Origin of the sequence: Streptomyces sp. NPDC002566, assembly GCF_042889585.1 — a bacterium.
Classification (GTDB): Bacteria; Actinomycetota; Actinomycetes; order Streptomycetales; family Streptomycetaceae; genus Streptomyces.
In genome coordinates this window covers 171,530-188,825 of sequence record NZ_JBIARD010000002.1, presented here as the reverse complement: position 1 = coordinate 188,825, position 17,296 = coordinate 171,530, and the positions used below count along the sequence as shown (strand labels likewise).

At 71.8% G+C, this 17,296-nt stretch carries 12 protein-coding genes; 10 read left to right on the top strand and 2 right to left on the bottom strand.

The annotated features are described in order from the left end of the window. The first annotated feature begins 32 nt into the window (after window positions 1-32). The 5 genes from ACFYXA_RS08145 to ACFYXA_RS08125 all read left to right on the top strand — a co-directional run bounded on the left by ACFYXA_RS08145 (window position 33) and on the right by ACFYXA_RS08125 (window position 7,189). Entirely contained in the window at window positions 33-2,204 is a 2,172-nt protein-coding gene (locus ACFYXA_RS08145) for a TerD family protein (protein ID WP_389029584.1), read from the top strand. A 236-nt stretch (window positions 2,205-2,440) separates the two neighbouring features. Further along, the gene (locus tag ACFYXA_RS08140; protein ID WP_389029581.1) at window positions 2,441-2,698 is read left to right on the top strand and encodes a hypothetical protein; all 258 of its coding nucleotides are present in this window, start codon (window positions 2,441-2,443) and stop codon (window positions 2,696-2,698) included. Between the two features lie 254 nt (window positions 2,699-2,952). Next, complete coding sequence (locus tag ACFYXA_RS08135; protein ID WP_389029578.1) at window positions 2,953-5,184, top strand: MMPL family transporter; 2,232 nt, start codon at window positions 2,953-2,955, stop codon at window positions 5,182-5,184. Window positions 5,185-5,279: 95 nt separating this feature from the next. Next, window positions 5,280-6,500: a sensor histidine kinase gene (locus tag ACFYXA_RS08130; RefSeq protein WP_389031610.1), complete on the top strand. Its 1,221-nt coding sequence runs from the start codon at window positions 5,280-5,282 to the stop codon at window positions 6,498-6,500. Beyond that, window positions 6,497-7,189 carry a response regulator gene (locus tag ACFYXA_RS08125; protein ID WP_389029575.1) on the top strand — a complete coding sequence of 231 codons (693 nt, stop codon included), beginning with the start codon at window positions 6,497-6,499 and terminating at the stop codon, window positions 7,187-7,189. The genes ACFYXA_RS08130 and ACFYXA_RS08125 overlap by 4 nt, the downstream gene beginning before the upstream one ends. 32 nt (window positions 7,190-7,221) lie before the next feature. Here the strand turns inward: ACFYXA_RS08125 and ACFYXA_RS08120 are convergent, their stop codons facing one another. Further along, a complete protein-coding gene (locus ACFYXA_RS08120; protein WP_389031607.1) occupies window positions 7,222-8,163 on the bottom strand; it encodes an alpha/beta fold hydrolase in 942 nt (313 codons plus the stop codon). Between the two features lie 199 nt (window positions 8,164-8,362). Here ACFYXA_RS08120 and ACFYXA_RS08115 point away from each other — a divergent pair, with 199 nt between their 5' ends. The 5 genes from ACFYXA_RS08115 to ACFYXA_RS08095 all read left to right on the top strand — a co-directional run bounded on the left by ACFYXA_RS08115 (window position 8,363) and on the right by ACFYXA_RS08095 (window position 16,869). Further along, window positions 8,363-9,610 (top strand): hypothetical protein, encoded by a 1,248-nt coding sequence (locus ACFYXA_RS08115; protein WP_389029572.1) that lies wholly within the window; start codon window positions 8,363-8,365, stop codon window positions 9,608-9,610. A 70-nt stretch (window positions 9,611-9,680) separates the two neighbouring features. Further along, window positions 9,681-10,946, top strand: coding sequence for a toll/interleukin-1 receptor domain-containing protein (locus ACFYXA_RS08110; protein WP_389029569.1), 1,266 nt, complete (start codon window positions 9,681-9,683; stop codon window positions 10,944-10,946). A 7-nt stretch (window positions 10,947-10,953) separates the two neighbouring features. Further along, on the top strand, window positions 10,954-11,877 hold the full coding sequence (locus ACFYXA_RS08105; protein ID WP_389029566.1) for an AAA family ATPase: 924 nt from the start codon (window positions 10,954-10,956) through the stop codon (window positions 11,875-11,877). Between the two features lie 4 nt (window positions 11,878-11,881). Next, entirely contained in the window at window positions 11,882-12,883 is a 1,002-nt protein-coding gene (locus ACFYXA_RS08100) for a hypothetical protein (protein ID WP_389029563.1), read from the top strand. Then, on the top strand, window positions 12,880-16,869 hold the full coding sequence (locus tag ACFYXA_RS08095; RefSeq protein ID WP_389029560.1) for a CHAT domain-containing protein: 3,990 nt from the start codon (window positions 12,880-12,882) through the stop codon (window positions 16,867-16,869). The genes ACFYXA_RS08100 and ACFYXA_RS08095 overlap by 4 nt, the downstream gene beginning before the upstream one ends. A gap of 65 nt (window positions 16,870-16,934) precedes the next feature. Here ACFYXA_RS08095 and ACFYXA_RS08090 read toward each other — a convergent pair whose 3' ends face one another. Further along, window positions 16,935-17,105, bottom strand: a complete 171-nt coding sequence (locus tag ACFYXA_RS08090) for a DUF5670 family protein (protein WP_011113206.1) — start codon at window positions 17,103-17,105, stop codon at window positions 16,935-16,937. Window positions 17,106-17,296: the final 191 nt, after the last annotated feature.

The following is a 17,296-nucleotide window of genomic DNA, read 5'->3' as shown; positions in this document are numbered from 1 at the left end:
GCCGGCTCGTACACCTCTGCGATCATCCCCGAATGGCGCACAGTCTCGAATCGCTGGTCATCCGGCACACTCACCGCCTTCCGTCCCCCAAGGGCTCCGCCGGCCAAGGAAGCGCCGCCGCGCGGCAGTTCGACGCCGCGCTGACCTCCGTCGGCTTCAAGCTCTCGGCGGAGCTGTTGCGGCGGCTGTCGGGGCTGTCCGAGGCCGCGGTCCTGTACACCGCCAAGCGGACGCTGGCCAACGTGCGCGAGATGGTCGGCGACCACGTCCGGCACAACACGTACTTCATCGACTTCCCGGCCAACGTGCCGGACACCGAAGAGTTCTGGATGCGGTGCGTCGCGAAGGCACTGGCCGACGAGAAGTCGCGCGCGAACGTGCTGACGCAACTCGCGCACGGCGTCCTCGACCTGCTCAGCCTGCCCACGTACGGCCGCTACCAGCACACCTACGAGGAGATGCTCGCGGCGCAGGACGAGCTGATCGCCGCGGCGGGCGACCGGGTGACCGTACTGCACCTCGGCGGCGACCTGGACGACGAACTCAGCGACCTGTACCTGGCGTTGGCGGGCAGCACCACCCCGCTGGGCGACGAGGACCTGCTCGACCTCGCGACCCTCGCCGGACGGTTCGCGCTCGGCCCTCAGCCGCAGTCGATCCCCGTCCGGGAGAACAGGGCGGTCGTCAACGCGGCCCGGCTGCAGGCCGGCGGGGACCTCATGCTCGACACCGTCACCGACGTGCTGAGGCTCGCCTGCGCACTGTCGGGCGGCGACGTGACCCTGCAGGAGCCCACCCGGTTCTGCGCCCTGCCCCGGCCGGTCCGGCGTGCGCTGCTCGCCGCCCTCGACACCGTGGTCGCCGCGAACCCCGCCAAGCTGGCCGACGTCCACCTGCACCGCGAGCCCTTCAAGCGGCTCGGCGAGCGCCTCCACCCGCACGAGTACCCGCGCTGGCCGCACGCCGCCGACGTGTTCGCCGTGGCGCGGGGCGAGAAGGAGGCGCGGTCCTTCGACGGCCGCGTCGAGAAGCTGCTCGACGACGCCGACGTGCCCGGCGCGGTGCGGCTGCTCACGTCCGCGCCGGGCAAGCTGTTCCGCGCCCTGGACCACCTGCTGCGCCTCGCCGCCGACCAGCAGGAGCGGGACGCCGTGGTGGCCGCCGCGATCGAGGTCGCGCCGGAAGTATCCGGCCGGGTCGTGCTGTCGGTGCGCGAGCACTTCCACAACCGGGAGCGGGAGACCGCCGAGCCCCGCATCTTCGTCAACCGCCGCGGCCGCGCCTGGGTCGCCCCCGACTCCCGGCGGCCGGTGCCGGCCGCCGACCGCGACCGACTGATCGCCGCCCTCGACGCGGAGACCCGCCGCCGCCTCCCGACGCCGGGCCGGCTGCTGCTCGACCCCGGCGTCCTCGACGTGGCGCTCCCGCTGAGCGGCCGGGCGACGGCGGCCGGGCTCGGGGTCCTGCCGCGCGGCTCCACCTCGGCGGTCGACGGCGAGAAGCTGCGCTTCTTCGTGTACTGGAAGGAGAGCGAGCACCGGACCGACTTCGACCTCTCGGCACTGCTGCTGCACTCCGACTACAGCACCGACTCCTGGCTCTCCTACACCTCCCTCAAGACGGTCGGGGGCACACACTCGGGTGACGTCACCGAAGCGCCCGACGGCGCCTCCGAGTTCATCGACCTGACCCTGGACCGCGTACGCAGCACCTTCATCGCCCCGCAGGTCAACATCTACGCCGGTGAGAGCTTCGACGACGTGGAGGAGTCCTTCTTCGGCTTCATGCTCCGCGACGGCGAGCAGAAGGGCCGGCCCTTCGAGCCGCGCACGGTGCGGATGAAGTCGGAGCTGCGCGGAGTGGGCCGAGTGGCGCTGCCGCTGGTGTTCCGGCGCGAGGACGACGGCCGCTGGCGCGCGAAGTGGCTGCACCTGTACCTGAGGGGCGTCTCCGCGGCCAACCGGGTAGAGGAGAACCAGGCGTCGGTGTCCAAGGTCGTGCGCGCCGTCGTGGAACGCGAGCAGCTCACCGTACGGCACCTGGTCGATCTGATGTCCGACGCCACCACGACCGTCGACCTGTGGGACGGCGGGCAGGTCCCGGACGAGCCCGTCACCTACATCGGTCTCGAACGCCCCGAAGGGCTCCACCCGGACTCCCGGGTCATCACCCTCGAAAACCTGCGCGACGTGATCCCCGCCTGAGTGCTAGCGTTGCCCCACGGCGAGGCCATGAAGGGGCTTCCTTCTCACTTCCTGTAACGAAACAAGTTCCTTCGCTTTCCTCGCCGTTCACGTCGCCCCGGGCGGCGCCCGCGCACACCACGCGAGCGCCGCCCGCGCCGTTTTTCCCGGTTCTCCGCCCGATCCCCAGCCGCCGGCCAGGATCACCGTCTACCGCTTCGGCGGCCGGCGCTGGACGGTCAGGACCGTCCCCGGGCGTGGAGGGATCGGGGAACGTGTGGGGCGCCGGCTGGGCGCCCCAGGGCAGCAGCAGCCATACGCTGCTCTCCCGCTGGGACGGCCACGCCTGGACCGACGAGGAGCTTCCGGTGGACCTCACCTCGACCAGTGCGGGGAGCACGGTCTTCGACGTCGAAGGGGTCCCCGGCACCCGCACCGTGCCGGCCGCCGGAAACGCCGAGTGTGAGAGTGTGACCAGCGTCTGCGGCGTGCTGGCCGTCCGCGGCGCCGACTGACGTGAACCGGACGCCTGTGGCCCGCGCGGACCCGTGCGGGCCACAGACGCACCCGCGCACGGCGGACGACGGCCCGGCGCGCAGAACGATGTCCACCCCACGTCGTACCCGCGACTCCTCCTCAGGGACGACCCGAACCGGTGGCCTCGTGCAGCGGCATCAAGCCGGACTGCCAGCACGGGCACGATGCCCCGACGCGCCCCTCCCGGCCAGGCTGGTGATCCACCCGAACCAGACCTGGAGACCCGTTTCTCGTGGCTACCTTCCTCTACCGGTTGGGCCGGACCGCCTTTCGGCGGCGTTGGCTCACAGCGCTTTTGTGGGCCGTGGTCCTCGGCGCCGTCGGCCTCGGCGCCGCCAAGGCCCCCGCGGCCTCCGACGACGGCACGTCCTTCATGCCCGGCATCGAGGCGCAGAAGGCGTTCGACCTCATCGGGGAGCGTTTCCCCGGCACGGACGCAAAGGGCGCCTCCGCGCGCCTGGTGTTCGTCGCCCCCGGCGGCGAGAAGGTGACCGCGCCCGGCCATCGCGCCGCCATCGACGCGCTCGTGGCGAAGGCCGCCGGCGAACCCCAAGTCGCCGGTGCCGTCAGCCCGTTCAAGGCGGGTGCGGTCAGCGGGGACGGCTCCACCGCCTACGCCACGGTCAACTTCAAGGTGAAAGCCGGCGATCTCACCGACGCCGACAAGTCGTCGCTGGAGACGGCCGTCGACAAGGTCCGTGAAGGCGGCCTCACCGTCGAGGTCGGCGGTGACGCGCTCGCCGAGCAGCCGGAGGCGGGCGGCTCCGCCGAGGCCATCGGCATCGCCCTGGCCGCCGTCGTCCTGCTGATCACGTTCGGATCGCTCGCGGCCGCCGGTCTGCCGCTGCTCACCGCCGTCGTCGGCGTCGGCGTCAGCATGGCCGCGATCATGGCCTTGGGCAGCGTCTTCGGGCTCTCCATGACCACCGGCACGCTGGCCTCGATGCTCGGGCTGGCCGTCGGCATCGACTACGCCCTGTTCGTGGTCTCCCGCTACCGGGAGGAGCGCGCCAACGGCCACGAACCGCGTGAGGCGGCCGGTCTCGCCGCCGGCACCGCCGGCTCGGCCGTGGTCTTCGCCGGTCTGACCGTGGTCATCGCGCTGGCGGGCCTGTCGGTGGTGGGCGTGCCGATGCTCACCAAGATGGGCCTGTGCGCGGCGGCCGCCGTGGTCGTCGCCGTACTCATCGCCCTGACCCTGGTCCCGGCCCTGCTCGGCATGTGGCCGAACGCCGTGCTCTCACGCGCAACCCGCAAGCGGGGCAGCACCGTTGACGGTGCGGCCGGCGGCGGTACCGACAACGCCGGTTCCCGGTGGGCCCGTTTCGTGCTCCGCCGCCCCCTGACCGTCCTCGTCGTGTGCGTCGCGGGCCTGGGCGCCCTCGCACTGCCCGTCTCAGGGTTGGAGATGGGCATGCCGGGCGCCGAGTCCAAGCCGGTCTCCTCCACCGAACGACGCGCCTACGACGCGCTCGCGGACGGCTTCGGCGCCGGCTTCAACGGCCCGCTGACGATCGTGGTCGACGCCGAGGGCGCGGCGGACCCCAAGTCCGCGGCGGGCGAGATAGCCGAACAGATCGGGGCCACGCGCGGGGTCGTGTCCGTCTCTCCCGCGCGGTTCAACCCCGACGGCGACACCGCGCTGTTCTCCGCGGTCCCGAGCGCCGGCCCGAACACCGAGGACACCAAGAACCTGGTGAAGTCCATCCGTTCGGAGCGCACCGCTCTGGAACAGCGGACGGGAGCGACCTTCGAGGTCACCGGCAGCACCGCGATGAACATCGACGTGGCGCAGGCCCTGAAGGACGCCCTCGTGCCCTACCTGACGGTGATCATCGCGCTGGCCCTGATCCTGCTGCTGGTGGTCTTCCGCTCCGTGCTCGTGCCGGTCAAGGCGGCCTTCGGGTTCCTGCTGTCGGTGCTGGCGGCGCTCGGCGCGGTCGTCGCCGTGTTCCAGTGGGGCTGGGGCGCGGGCCTGCTCGGCGTGGAGCAGCCCGGCCCGATCATGAGCCTGATGCCGATCTTCCTGGTGGGCATCGTGTTCGGACTGGCCATGGACTACGAGGTGTTCCTCGTCGCCCGCATGCGGGAGGCCTACGTCCACGGCGACCGGGCTCCCCAGGCGGTCGTCTCCGGCTTCCGGCACAGCGCCCGGGTCGTCGCCGCCGCTGCGGTCATCATGATCGCGGTGTTCTCCGGGTTCATCGGCGCCGCCGAGTCCATGATCAAGACGATCGGCTTCGGGCTCGCCGTCGCCGTGCTGTTCGACGCCTTCGTCGTACGGATGGCGCTGGTGCCGGCCGTACTGGCCCTGCTCGGCGACAAGGCCTGGTGGCTGCCGGGCCCGCTCGACCGGCTGCTGCCCCGCGTCGACGTCGAGGGCGCCGGCCTCACCGCGCCCGGCACGCACGACACCGGGCAGGCGGGCGGCGAGCACACGCGCCAGGAACCGGCCCGCGTCTGATGCGGACCCCGCCCCTCGGCCGCGGCGCCGGCGACGACGGCGCCGCGGCTCCCGCACGCACCGGTACCCTGCCCTGGGAACCGTCTCGGAGCGTGATGAGCACATACTGGCAGCGCAGGACAGCCACCCGGCCCACAGCCGTCGCGGTCGCCGCCTCGGTCCTGCTGCCGGCCGCCACCGTCGCCAGCGCCCTCCTCACCCGGGGGCTGATGCCCGTGGCGCCCGCCCTGTGGCCCGGCGTCGCCCTCGCCGTCGCGGCTTGCGCCGCCCTCCTCCGGCGCCGCGAGCACCCCCTCCCCGTCCTCGCCGTCACCCTCGTATGCGTGATGGCGCAGGGCGTCCTCGGCTACCTCCTGACGCCCGGGATGATGCTCCCGCTCCTCGCCGCCCAGTACGCCGTCAGCGTGCGCACCGCTCGCCGGACCAGCTGGAACGCGGCCGCCGCGGCCACCGCCGGCATGATCGTCGCCGGCCTGTCCCTCGGCTCCTACCACGACTCCGTCGTGCTCGTCGTCGTCAACCCCGCGGCCTGGGTGCTGCTGTCGGCCGCCCTCGGCGCCTACGTCCGCGTACGCCGCGAGTACGCCGTCGCCCGCGCCGAGCACGCCGCCCGTGAGCGCGAGGAAGAGGCACGCCACCGGGTCGTCCAGGAACGCATGCGCATCGCACGGGAACTCCACGACGTCGTCGCCCACCATCTGACCCTGGCCGACGCCCAGGCCGGCGCCGCCGCCCACCTCTCCCGCACCGACCCCGAGAAGGCCTTCGAGATCGTCGCCAGGCTCCCCGAGTCGACGGCGGCGGCCCTGCGCGAACTCAAGGCCACCGTGGGACTCCTGCGCCACGACAGCGACCCCGGCGACGAACTGGCCCCCGCGCCGGGCCTGGAGCAGGTGCCCGACCTGGTCGCCGCCTGCGCGGCGGCCGGACTGGAGGTGACCGTCACCACCGACGGACGGCCGCACCCGCTCACCCCCGTGCTCGACCTCACGGCCTACCGGATCCTCCAGGAAGCACTCACCAACGTCAGCAAGCACGCCGCCACCCGCACCGCGCACGTCCGCCTCGCCTACACCCGCCGCTGTCTGACCCTCACCGTCACCAACGACACCCCGCCCGGCCGGCCCGCCGCCCCACGCCGCTCCACCGGCGGCGGCTTCGGCCTCCTCGGCATGCGCGAACGCGCGACGGCCGCGGGCGGCACCTTCCACGCCGGCCACCGGCCGCAGGGCGGCTTCCAGGTCGCCTGCACCCTGCCCCTCACCGGCGGCGACGATCCCGCGCTCCCCGGAAACGACGAAAGCCCCGCCCCATGACTGTCCGCGTCCTGCTCGCCGACGACCAGACCCTGCTGCGGGCCACCTTCCGCATCCTCATCGACTCCGTCGACGACATGTCCGTGGTCGCGGAGGCCGCCGACGGACGCGAAGCCGTCGAACTCACCGCCGCGCACCGCCCCGACGTGGTCCTCATGGACATCCGCATGCCCCACCTCGACGGAGTCGCGGCCACCGCCGACATCTGCGCCCGGCCCGAGCTGTCGGACACCCACATCCTCATCCTCACCACGTTCGAGAACGACGAGAACGTCGCCAAGGCCCTGCGCGCCGGCGCGAGCGGCTTCCTCGGCAAGGGAGTCCGCCCCGAGGAACTGCTGTCGAGCATCCGCACCGTCGCGGCCGGCGACTCCCTCCTCTCACCCGCCGCCACCCGAGCGCTCATCACCCGCTTCCTGGCCACCCCGGACACCGACGGCTTCCTCACCCTGCCCGAGGCCGTCAAAGCCCTGACCGACCGCGAACGCGAGGTGACGGCCCTCGCCGCGCACGGCATGTCCAACGCGGAGATCGCCGACCGGCTCGTGCTGAGCCCGCTGACCGTCCGCAGCCACATCCAGCGGTCCATGACCAAGCTGCACGCCCGCGACCGCGCCCAGCTCGTCGTGATCGCCTACCAGAGCGGCCTGGTGAAACCCCCGCCGCGACCCGGAACCCCCGCCGGCTGAGGAAAGCGGCGTCCCGCCCGGAACGGGCCGGGTCAGGAACAGGCGCGCAGGAAGTCGACGAGGACTTCGTTCACCTCGTCCGGCCGTTCCTGCTGGGTCCAGTGCCCGCAGCCGGCCAGCTCGACGGGCGGGCGGTGCAGGTTGGGCATGCGGTCGGCGAGGGTCGCGATGAACTCGGGCGTGCCGGGGAAAGCGGGCACGGGATCGCGGTCGCCGTACACGTAGAGCGCGGGCGGGGTGACGGCGGCGCCGTCCCAGGGCGCGGTCAGCTCCCAGTTGCGGTCGAGGTTGCGGTACCAGTTGAGGGCTCCCGTGAAGCCCCGCGAGAAGCTCTCGGTGAGGGCGTCGAGGTCGTCCTCGGTGAGCCACGGCGGCAGCACCTGCGGATCGGGCATGGCCGACAGCCAGCCCCGCCCGGGATCGACCAGCGGCTGCTTGATCTCGCCGGGGACGTCACCGGAGGCCGAGTAGAGGAACTTGCGCAGCGTGGTGCGGGTGTCCGCGGCGAACTCGGCGTCGGCGACACCGGGACGGGCGAAGTAGTTCCAGTAGAAACGGCCGTCGAACTGCTTCTCCATGGAGACCAGCGGAGGCTCCGCGCCCCGGGACGGCGGCGGCACGCTCAGACCGGCCACGCCCCGCACCATGTCCGGCCGCAGCAGCGCCGTGTGCCAGGCGACCGGCGCCCCCCAGTCATGCCCGACGACGTACGCCGTCTCCTCGCCCAGGGCCCGGATCAGCCCGACCACGTCGCCGACCAGATGCAGGATGGTGTACGCCTCTACGTCGGCCGGAGCGTCGCTGCGCCCGTAGCCACGCTGGTCCGGGGCGACGACACGGAAGCCGGCGTCGGCCAGCGGCCCCAGCTGATGCCGCCAGGAGTGCCACGACTCGGGAAAGCCGTGCAGAAGGACCACCAGCGGCCCCTCGCCCTCCTCGACCACGTGCAGCCGCACTCCGTTCACGTCGACCATTCGATGCTCAGCCATGCGCCCGAGCGTACGCGCCGTCCCCGTCCCCCCACCCGACGGGCCAGGCACGGCCCTCGACCCGAGACAGGCCGGCCCATGACTGTCGAGGCCCCGCCGCCTCGTGCCTTCAGCGCCGAACAGCCCCCTGAGAGGCCTCGGTTGCCGCTAACGTCGCCTCGCTGCCTTCAGGAGGGATCGGAGCATGCCGAACGCGGGGCGGGCCGCAGGTGTCGCAGCGACCACGGCGGTCACCGCCGCCTGGAGCACGGCGGCGGCGTCGACCGGGACACCCGCGCTGGTCGTGGGCGCGCCGGTGCTCGGCGCCCTGTGGCTGCTGGTGGTGCTGGACAGCGGTTACCTGCTCGGCCGCGAGTGGGCCCACCGCCGGCGCCGCCGTGCCGACGCCTCCTCGGGCGAGGCGTGGACCCCGCCGCCGCAGGTGCGCCGCCCCCTCGACCACCCCGGAGTGATCCGTCGCCCCGCCGCCGGAACCCTGAACGCCCATCAACCGGTCGACCTGCAGGGACGCTACCGTGCCACCGGCATCCGCCTCGCCGTGCTGCCCGCCCTCGCGGTGACGTTCTTGACGGTGCAGACCGTGCTGCTCCCGCAGGGCGGCGACCTGGGCCGCGGCTTCGTCCTCGCGGAGGTCCTGCTGCTGCTCGCGATGATCTGGACAGTGTGGAGACGACAGGAGCCCTCCCGCCCGTGGGTGGTCAGCCGGACCAGGACCGAGCTGTTCCGCCGCGAGATGTTCCTCATCGTGGCGCAGGCCGGCCCCTACCTAGGCCTGGCCCCCGACGACGTGCCACGGACACGGGACGCCCGGCTCAGCCTCATCGCCGCCTCCGACCCCGCCCGGCTCGACCAACTCCTGTACCTGCGCCACCGCGACGACGACGGCAGTGAGCGGCACTGGCGCGACGAGGTCTGGCGGCGCCCCGGCCCCGCCGACGCCGACACCGTCGAACGGATGCGCACCTACCTCGACCACCGCATCCGCCGTCAGGCCCGCTACTTCCGGCTCGCCGCCGACAAATGCGACCGCGCCGAGCTCAGGTTCGGCGCCGTCGCCAAGGGCACCGTCGTCACCGCGGTCGCCGTCGCCCTCGGCTACGCCGTCTTCCTCACCCTGGCCCCCGGAACCGCACGTCCGACGGTGTCACTGGTCATCGCGCTGCTCGCGGCGGGACTGCCGCCCCTGTGCAACAGCGTGCTCGCGGTGCAGAACCTGCTCGCCTTCCAGCGGCTCTCCGTGTCGTACCGCGAGACCCGCCAGGAACTCCTCGGCCACGAGAACACGTTGCGCCGGCTCATCGCCGACCACACCGCCGAGGACCGCGGCGCCGCCTTCCGCGCCCTCGCCCTCGCGGTGGAATCGACACTGACCGAGGAACACCGCCGGTGGCGGATCATCGTCGCCAAGCCCGAGTTCGACGCCGGACTGTGAACAGCCCGTGCACACGGGCATTTTGGCGGACTCCCTCGCACGACGGCGCACAATGGATCACAATCGGGGTGTGAGGGAGGCCTTCATCAGCCACAGCACGCGCGGCGACGCCTTCGCCACCACCGTGCTGGAAAAGATCGCCGCCGGGCTGCGCGACGCGAACTGGACTCCCCTGGTGGACCAGGAGGACCTCCCGCCGGGCGACGAATGGCTCCCCGAAGTCGTCGACTGGCTCGCCCGCTGCCACGCAGCCGTGATCCTGCTCAACGACGCAGCCCTGGAGTCCCATTGGGTACGGCGCGAGGTCAACGTCCTCATGTGGCGGCGGGCATTGGGCTCGCCCGTGTACGTGGTTCCGGTCCTGCTCGGCGTCCCCTCGACCGGCATGGTCAAGAAGGCCGGACTGGAGGAACTGAGGCCCATTCAGTTCGCTCGCGTCCACAACCAGTCCGAGCAGGACGCCGACACGCTCGCCACCCGGGTGCTCAAACGCTTCGCCGAACTCCCCGAACCCGCCCCCGACGACGGCCCGATGACCGAGTGGCTCGAACGCCTCGAGATGCGCCTGTCCGAAGTGACCCGCCAAGGCGCCCTCAGCAAGGCGGCGACCGAGCTCGGACTCGACCACAAGCACGTAGCCGAAGTCACCCGCCGACAGGGCGGCTGCCTCTTCCTCGCACGCCAGTTCCTGCTCGCACCGCCCGACAAGATGGAGAAGGCGCTGCACGTCCTGGCCCCGGCGCTGCCGCAGACCGCGCTGCGCGGGCTGATCCGCGACCTGGCCACGACCTGGGTGGACGAGGAGGCGGCCCGCCCGACACTGCCCCCACCCGGCCGACGTCCCCGGAACATGACCCTCCTGCTCAACGCCTCCCGGAGCGGAACCGCCGAGCACTACATCCAACGCGCCACCTGTGGCGCCACCTACGGCTACGAGGTGGAGTCGGTGGGAGACCTGCCGACCGGCGAGGACCGGGTCGGCGAGCGCGTCGAGGACTGGGAGAACGCCGTGTGGGAGCAGTTCTTCGGCGTCGTGGCGGACGAGGACCGCATCCTCCCGGACGACCTCGACGAGCGCACCCACTACCTGGTCATCGACAAAGCCCTCCCGCCCGAACCGGAGTTCGCCCAAGCCGTCGCTCGCCTCCACCGGCTCTTCTCCTGGCTGATAGTCATGGTGACGACCGGCAAATCGGCCCCCGAAGCCGGCGCGTGCGCCTCCTTCGAGAACCCCGTCCTGCTGGAACCGCTGCTCACCGCCTCCACCGAGGCGACCGCGCGCGCCCGCGTCGGCCGCCTGAAGAAACTGCCCGAGCGTCTGCTCCATGTCGACTAGGAGTCCTGTGACCGCACGCGTTTCGCACGGCCCGGACCCCAGGGACGGCCGCCCCTACGACATGACGGAGGACCTGCGCCTCGCGGTCGACGTCGCGCTCGCCACCGAGCGGCCACTGCTGCTCAGCGGCGACCCGGGCTCCGGCAAGTCCTCCCTCGCGCCGTTCCTCGCCCACGAGAGGCACCTACGCTACTACGAGCATGTCGTCACCTCCCGGACCCAGGCCACCGACCTGCTCTGGACGTTCGACAGCGTGCGCCGCCTCGCCGACGCCCAGGCGCACCGCATGCACGGCAACGACGGCGGATACCTCCAGCCCGGCGTCCTGTGGTGGTCCCTGGCCCCCGAGTCCGCGCGCACCCGCGGCGGTCTGCTCAAGCCGCCCGACCGCCTCGATCCGCTGGAGCGGTTCTACCGTCAGGAACGGGCCAAGGGAGCCGTCGTCCTCATCGACGAGATCGACAAGGCCGACCCGGACATGCCCAACGGCCTTCTCGTACCGCTCGGTTCGCAGGAGTTCACGATCGCCGAGACCGGCGCCACCGTATGCCGCGAGGACGGCGTTGACCCGTACCTCGTCGTCATCACCACCAACGGCGAACGCGAACTCCCGCCGGCGTTCCTGCGCCGCTGCATCACCTTCGAACTGCCACCGCCCACCGAGGACAGCCTCGTGCGCATCGCGGAACTGCACCTGGCGCACGAGAACGTGGCCATGGACGACGAGACCATGGAAATCGTGATGCTCCTCGCCGAGGAACTCACCAAGGCACGCGAGGAGAAGAACGTCAGCCGCGACCGTCTGCCCAGCACGGCCGAGTTCCTGGACGCGCTGCGCGCCTGCCGCACCATGGGCCTGCGTCCGGGCCACCCCAAGTGGCACCTGCTCCGCAACCTCACCCTGCTCAAGCCCCGGCAGAGCGGTGGCTGACCCGGTGCGTCCGCGCGTGTGGATCGGCGACGTCGTCCGCGCCCTGGCCGTGGCGCAGAACGCGGAACAGGAGACGAAGATCCTTCGCCTGCTGGGGTATGAAGCCACGCCCACGGCACCCGCAGACGAGCACCGGCCCGCCCGCCCCTGGCCGTCCGTGCCCGGCAGCCACCCGGCAGCCCACCACACCGAAGACGACTGCCTCGACGAGCCGCCCTCCCCGGCCGACGACGACACCGAGCCCGAACCGCCCGGGGACGAGGCGCACCACCCGGAACCGACGGCCGCGACGGCCGGACTGCCCCTGCTCGACCCCGTGCGCACCGACCCGCCCGTCGCGCCGCCCGCACCGGACGAACCCCTCGCCGAACCGGCCGCCCGCCGGCGAGCGACGCTACCGCACCTGCCCCTCCTCACCCCTCGCTGGACGAGCGCCATCCTGCGGACGACCCTGTCCCGGCAGGTGGACGAGGGCCCCGTCGACATCCCGGCCCTGATCGACACGCTCGCGCACGGCCGCCCCGTCACCCGGCTCCCACGCAGGCCCGTGCCCACCCTGCGCCACGGAGCACAGGTGCTCGTCGACCGGAGCGTCGGTATGCAGCCCTTCCGCCGCGACCAGGACGACCTCGTCACCCGCATCCGCGAGGTCGTCGGCACCGACCTCGTCGACGTCGTCCACTTCTCGGGCGTTCCCCACCACGGAACGGGCCCCGGCCGCCGCCGACGGCCGACCCCCTACGAGCCGCCCGCCCGCGGCACACCCGTCATGCTCCTCTCCGACCTCGGAGTGGGCGCCCGCTCGCACGACAGCGCGCCCGACTTAGAGGACTGGGAGGAGTTCGTCGGCCTCGTCACGAGGGCCGGCTGCCCCGTCGTGGCGCTGACCCCCTACCCGCCGAACCGCAGACCGGACTGGACGGCACACCTGCTGCCCCAGCTGACCTGGGACCGCTCCACCACCACAGGCCGGACCCGGGCCGTCGTACGGGCGAGAACGCGATGAGCGAAACGCTGCCCGAGCTGCCGCCCCCGCCCCCGGACGGCGCCGTGCAACTGGCCACGGCGCTGAGCTTCGCGACCCGCATCGAACCCGAGCTGATCAGGGCCGTGCGCCTGCGCGTCCTGCCGCACCTCGACGCCGCCGACGAGGCCGACCTCTGGTTCTGCGACTGGGTGGCCGCCCGCACCCCCCACGCGATCTCCCTGCTCCCCGAATGCCTGCCCTCCCTGCGGGCCAGCCTGGTGCTCCAGCTCGCGGACGATCCCGGCCTGCGGCGCGTCATCGACGTCGTCACCGAGTTCCACCGAGACCTGTCACCGGCGCTGTTCCTGGAGGAGCAGGTCACCTGGCTCAGCCTCAACGGCGACACCGCCGCCGCCTCCCGCCAGCTCGACCGCGCTCTGCACGCGCTGGTGGCCGAGAACCGGACGGGTCTGGCCGGATGGTTCGCCGAGTCATGGCCCCGACTGCCCCAGGAGCTCCGCTCGACCGCCGGCGCCTGGACTCTGGCCAACGCGTCCCGTGCCCACGCCCCCGCGCTCGACCCCGGCCCGCTGCCGGACCTCTCCCTCGATGCGGTCCGCCCGATCGCCCAGGCCGTGGACAGGATTCGCCTGGGCGTGCGGCGGACCGAGGAAGGCGGCCTGCTGCTCGGAGACGTCGACGGCCCCGGGGCCGTGGCCATCCTCGTCCCCGACACCAACCCCAGGGTCGTCGAGGTCGTCACCGACGGAGGTCGTAGGCCTGTCCAGATCGCGAGCGGAACCGTCGTCGACACCGAGGTCGGGCACGGCACGGTCCGTCTGCGCACCGGCGCGGGCGATGTCTACGCGATCGGCCCGCACACGGCCGAACCCCGCCGGGACGTGGGGGAGGGGGAGCGGCGGGACGACTTGTACGGCTTGCTCGAACGGGGACAGCCCGCGGACAAGCTGGCGGCGCGAACCCTGACCGAGCTTCGAGACCTCACCAGGCACTTCCTCGACACGGCTGAGGAACATGCGCTGACCGAGGCGGTCCGCCTCGCTGAACACGCCGTGCGCAATGGCTACTCACCGCGGCGCTATCCCGGCCTCGGCGCGGAGGCGGCTCTGGCGCACCATCTGCACGGCGCGCATTCCGGCACTCGCGCGCCGCTGGACCGGGCCATCGAACTCAGCAGCCAGGTGGAGGCGGTCCACAGTTCTGACGGCCCCATGCGTCGACATGCCGCGACGACGCGTGGCGCCGCCCATCGCGAACGGTTCGCGCACACCGGGAACCTGTCGGACCTGGAACTGGCTCTGACCATCCTGCAGCTGGAGGCGGACCGGAAGCCGTTGCCGTGGGAGCCCACGCCTTCGGATCGGACGGCCGCCGAGCTGCTGAGCACCTGCCTGGCCCTGTTCGAGTCGGACGCCCGCCCGGAACACCTGGACCGAGCCCTGGACACCGCACGCCGCCGGGACATGTACCGGGACGGGATGGCGGCGACCGTGACGTTTCCGCTCGCCCGCATCCACCTGGCACGTTACGAGACCACGCAGGACGAGGCCGACCGCCGACAGGCCGAGAGGCTCGCGCAGAGCAGCCGTGCATCGGAAGACACCGAGACGCAGGCCGTGCGCGCGATGGTGGCCATGGCCGAATTCCGCTCGACGGGTGAACGCTGGGCCCTGGACGCAGCGACGTCCCTGCTGCGCAGCGCCGTCCTCATGGTGTCGCCGAATGCCCTGCCGCAACGAGTCAGCCTGCTGATCGACCTCGCCGACGCCCTGCGCCTGGGGTTCCGCCTCGTCGGCAGCGGGGCGGATCTCGACGAGGCACGGGGTCTTGCCTTCGAGGCCGTCGATCTGGCACCGGAAGCGTCGGTGTGGAGGCAGGCCGCGCTCGTCAGCCTCAACCGCTGCCTGGTCGACTCCGGCCGCGAGTTCGGACGAACGGCCGACCTCGACCAAGCCGTCGAGGCGGCGAGGTCGGCCGCGAGCGGTCCGCACGCCTTCCCGCACACGCCCCTGGCCAAGGCCCGTCTCGCCGACACTCTGATGCGCAAGTTCAAGATGACAGGTGGGGCTGCGCAGCGTGAGGCGGCCATCAACGTCCTCGACTCCCTCATCAACATGACTCTGGGTGTCACGCCCTCCATGCGGAGGGCGTGTGTCGTCGACCTCGCCTGGGCGATCATGGCCGGGCCGGGTGAGCCACGGGACTCGGCGACGGACGCCCAGCTGGCCTTGAACCTCTTCGACCAGGCTCAGCCGGAGACGCTCGAAGGCCTTCCGTACACGGAGGACGCCTTGCTCGCGGTGTCCACGGCCATGGCCGTGCTCGCCGAGACGGACGACCCCTTCACGTCTCCGTCGCTCCTTCGTGACACGTCTGCCGCGTTGGCAGATGTCGTCCGGAGTCCCGGGGTGCCGCCCGTCACACGCCTGCGGGCGGCGCTGCTCCAGGGCCGCCTGGCCAGGCGGTTCGACGCCCTCGACGACTTCATCCGCAGCCACGAGGAAGTCACCCGGGGCATCCCCACGCTCATGCTGCTGTCCGGACACGACCACGACGACATCGTGCGCGAATGGGCGGAACGCACCGGCGAGGCCGCCGCCTGCGCGGTCGAGACGGGACAGCCGGGCCGGGCACTGGAGTTCGTGGAGCAGCGGAATTCGCTGCTGTCCGCACACTCCGAGTTCGCCCGCACCGGTATGGACCGGCTCACCGAGGCTGCCTCCGGCCTCGCGGGGGAACTGCGGTGGCTGTGGGCGTTGCTCGACCTGGAAACCGGGGCGGCCGAACCACCGGTGCTGCTGCGCCGGCATGATGTGGCGGCCCAGGTGGACGGGTTGCTCCGGACGCTTCGGGCCACACCCGGCTTCGAGCACCTCTTCACCGCGATGACCGCGGACGACATGATCGCGGCCGCCTCCGAGGGGCCCATCGTCGTGCTGAACGCCGCCGCGCGCCGCTGCGACGCGCTCATCGCCACACGTCACGGGGTCTCTTCCCTGCCCCTGCCCGAGTGGGACAACGTCACCAGACGGGCGCAGCACCACCGCAATCACAGCGCGCACCACGATCCGCGGGACCGGGCCGAGGAGACATCGCACCTTCTCACATGGCTGTGGCACACGACGGTGGAACCGGTGATGTCGACGGCCGGACTGATCACGCGGGACACCGATTCCTCCTCTTCGCGGCCCGACCACTCTCCGGGCACCCCTTCCTCACGGCACTCGGGAACGGATCTGCCGAGGATGTGGTGGTGCCCCACCGGCCCCTTCGCCTCACTGCCGCTGCATGCCGCAGGCGAGGGCACCAGGTTTGTCCCTGCCGAAGAGGCCATCACGGCCATGGATCATGCCGTGCACTCCTACACGCCGAGCATCCGCGCGCTCAAGGCTGCTCGGTCAAGGACGATCCGGCTCCGCGGCGTCACCACCGCTCGGGTGCTCGTCATCGTCGCGGACGGCACGAGGTCCGCGTCCGCACGCATGAACGAGGTCCGTCACTACATCCCCGCGGCGACGTTTCTCGCCGCGAGCGATGCCACGCCGGCCGGAGTGAGCCAGGCGCTCAGTGATCACCCATGCGTCCACTTCATCGGCCCTGCTGCCGCAGACGATGCGCCTTCGAGAAGGACCGGCACCGAACCGTTCGACTGGCTTCGGCCGCGGCTGCCGCTGAACCTGCCCGTCGACGGAGCCCTGGCCTACCTGTCCGGTCCGGACACAGCCACTCCACGCGCGTCGCGCCACGGCGGAGACATGTCGACCGCTACGGCTTTCCAGACCGCGGGGTACGCCCATGTCATCGCCATGCTGGGCACCCTCGACGACTTCATGGCGGCTCAGGTCGCGGAGCGCTTCTACCTGAGCATGTCCGATTCCGGGGGAGGGTTGCACCCCGAACGCACCGCACTGGCCCTGCACAGTGCGGTACGCCGCGTGGAGTCGATCGTCCCCCCTCCCGAAGCGGTACTCGTCCGCGCGGCCATGGTGCACCTGGGCCCCTGAGACGAGACAAGCCTGTGGGCCCCGGATGTTCCCGGGGCCCACAGGCTTGTCAATCGGCGGGTCGGCTACCAGCGATACCAACGACCCTTGCGACCGCCCGAGTCCGCGGTGCGCACCACGAAGCCCAGCAGCCAGACGACCAGCACGATGACGGCGATCCACCAAAGAGCCTTCAGCGCGAAGCCCGCGCCGAAGAGGATCAGAGCCAGCAGAAGAACGAGAAGCAAAGGAACCATAGTTATCAACCTCCGACGCTTCTGGTGCCCGGCAAATAGAAGAACACACAACGAATTTCCCTGGTTTCTTCACCGATCTGGCGGGCATCGGGCTCTGTTTCTCCATCGAAACGGGTGCACACGCCGGAGACCTCATCACCTACTCTTCGGTTGATCGACGATCAACGGCCACCGAGGCCGGGCCGAGGCGG

Bases quoted from the DNA above. Each gene is read 5' to 3' on its own strand.
- ACFYXA_RS08145 (WP_389029584.1), top strand. From the start codon at position 33: ATGGCGCACAGTCTCGAATCGCTGGTCATCCGGCACACTCACCGCCTT.
- ACFYXA_RS08130 (WP_389031610.1), top strand. From the start codon at position 5,280: ATGAGCACATACTGGCAGCGCAGGACAGCCACCCGGCCCACAGCCGTC.
- ACFYXA_RS08125 (WP_389029575.1), top strand. From the start codon at position 6,497: ATGACTGTCCGCGTCCTGCTCGCCGACGACCAGACCCTGCTGCGGGCC.
- ACFYXA_RS08120 (WP_389031607.1), bottom strand. From the start codon at position 8,163: ATGGTCGACGTGAACGGAGTGCGGCTGCACGTGGTCGAGGAGGGCGAG.
- ACFYXA_RS08115 (WP_389029572.1), top strand. From the start codon at position 8,363: ATGCCGAACGCGGGGCGGGCCGCAGGTGTCGCAGCGACCACGGCGGTC.
- ACFYXA_RS08095 (WP_389029560.1), top strand. From the start codon at position 12,880: ATGAGCGAAACGCTGCCCGAGCTGCCGCCCCCGCCCCCGGACGGCGCC.
- ACFYXA_RS08090 (WP_011113206.1), bottom strand. From the start codon at position 17,105: ATGGTTCCTTTGCTTCTCGTTCTTCTGCTGGCTCTGATCCTCTTCGGC.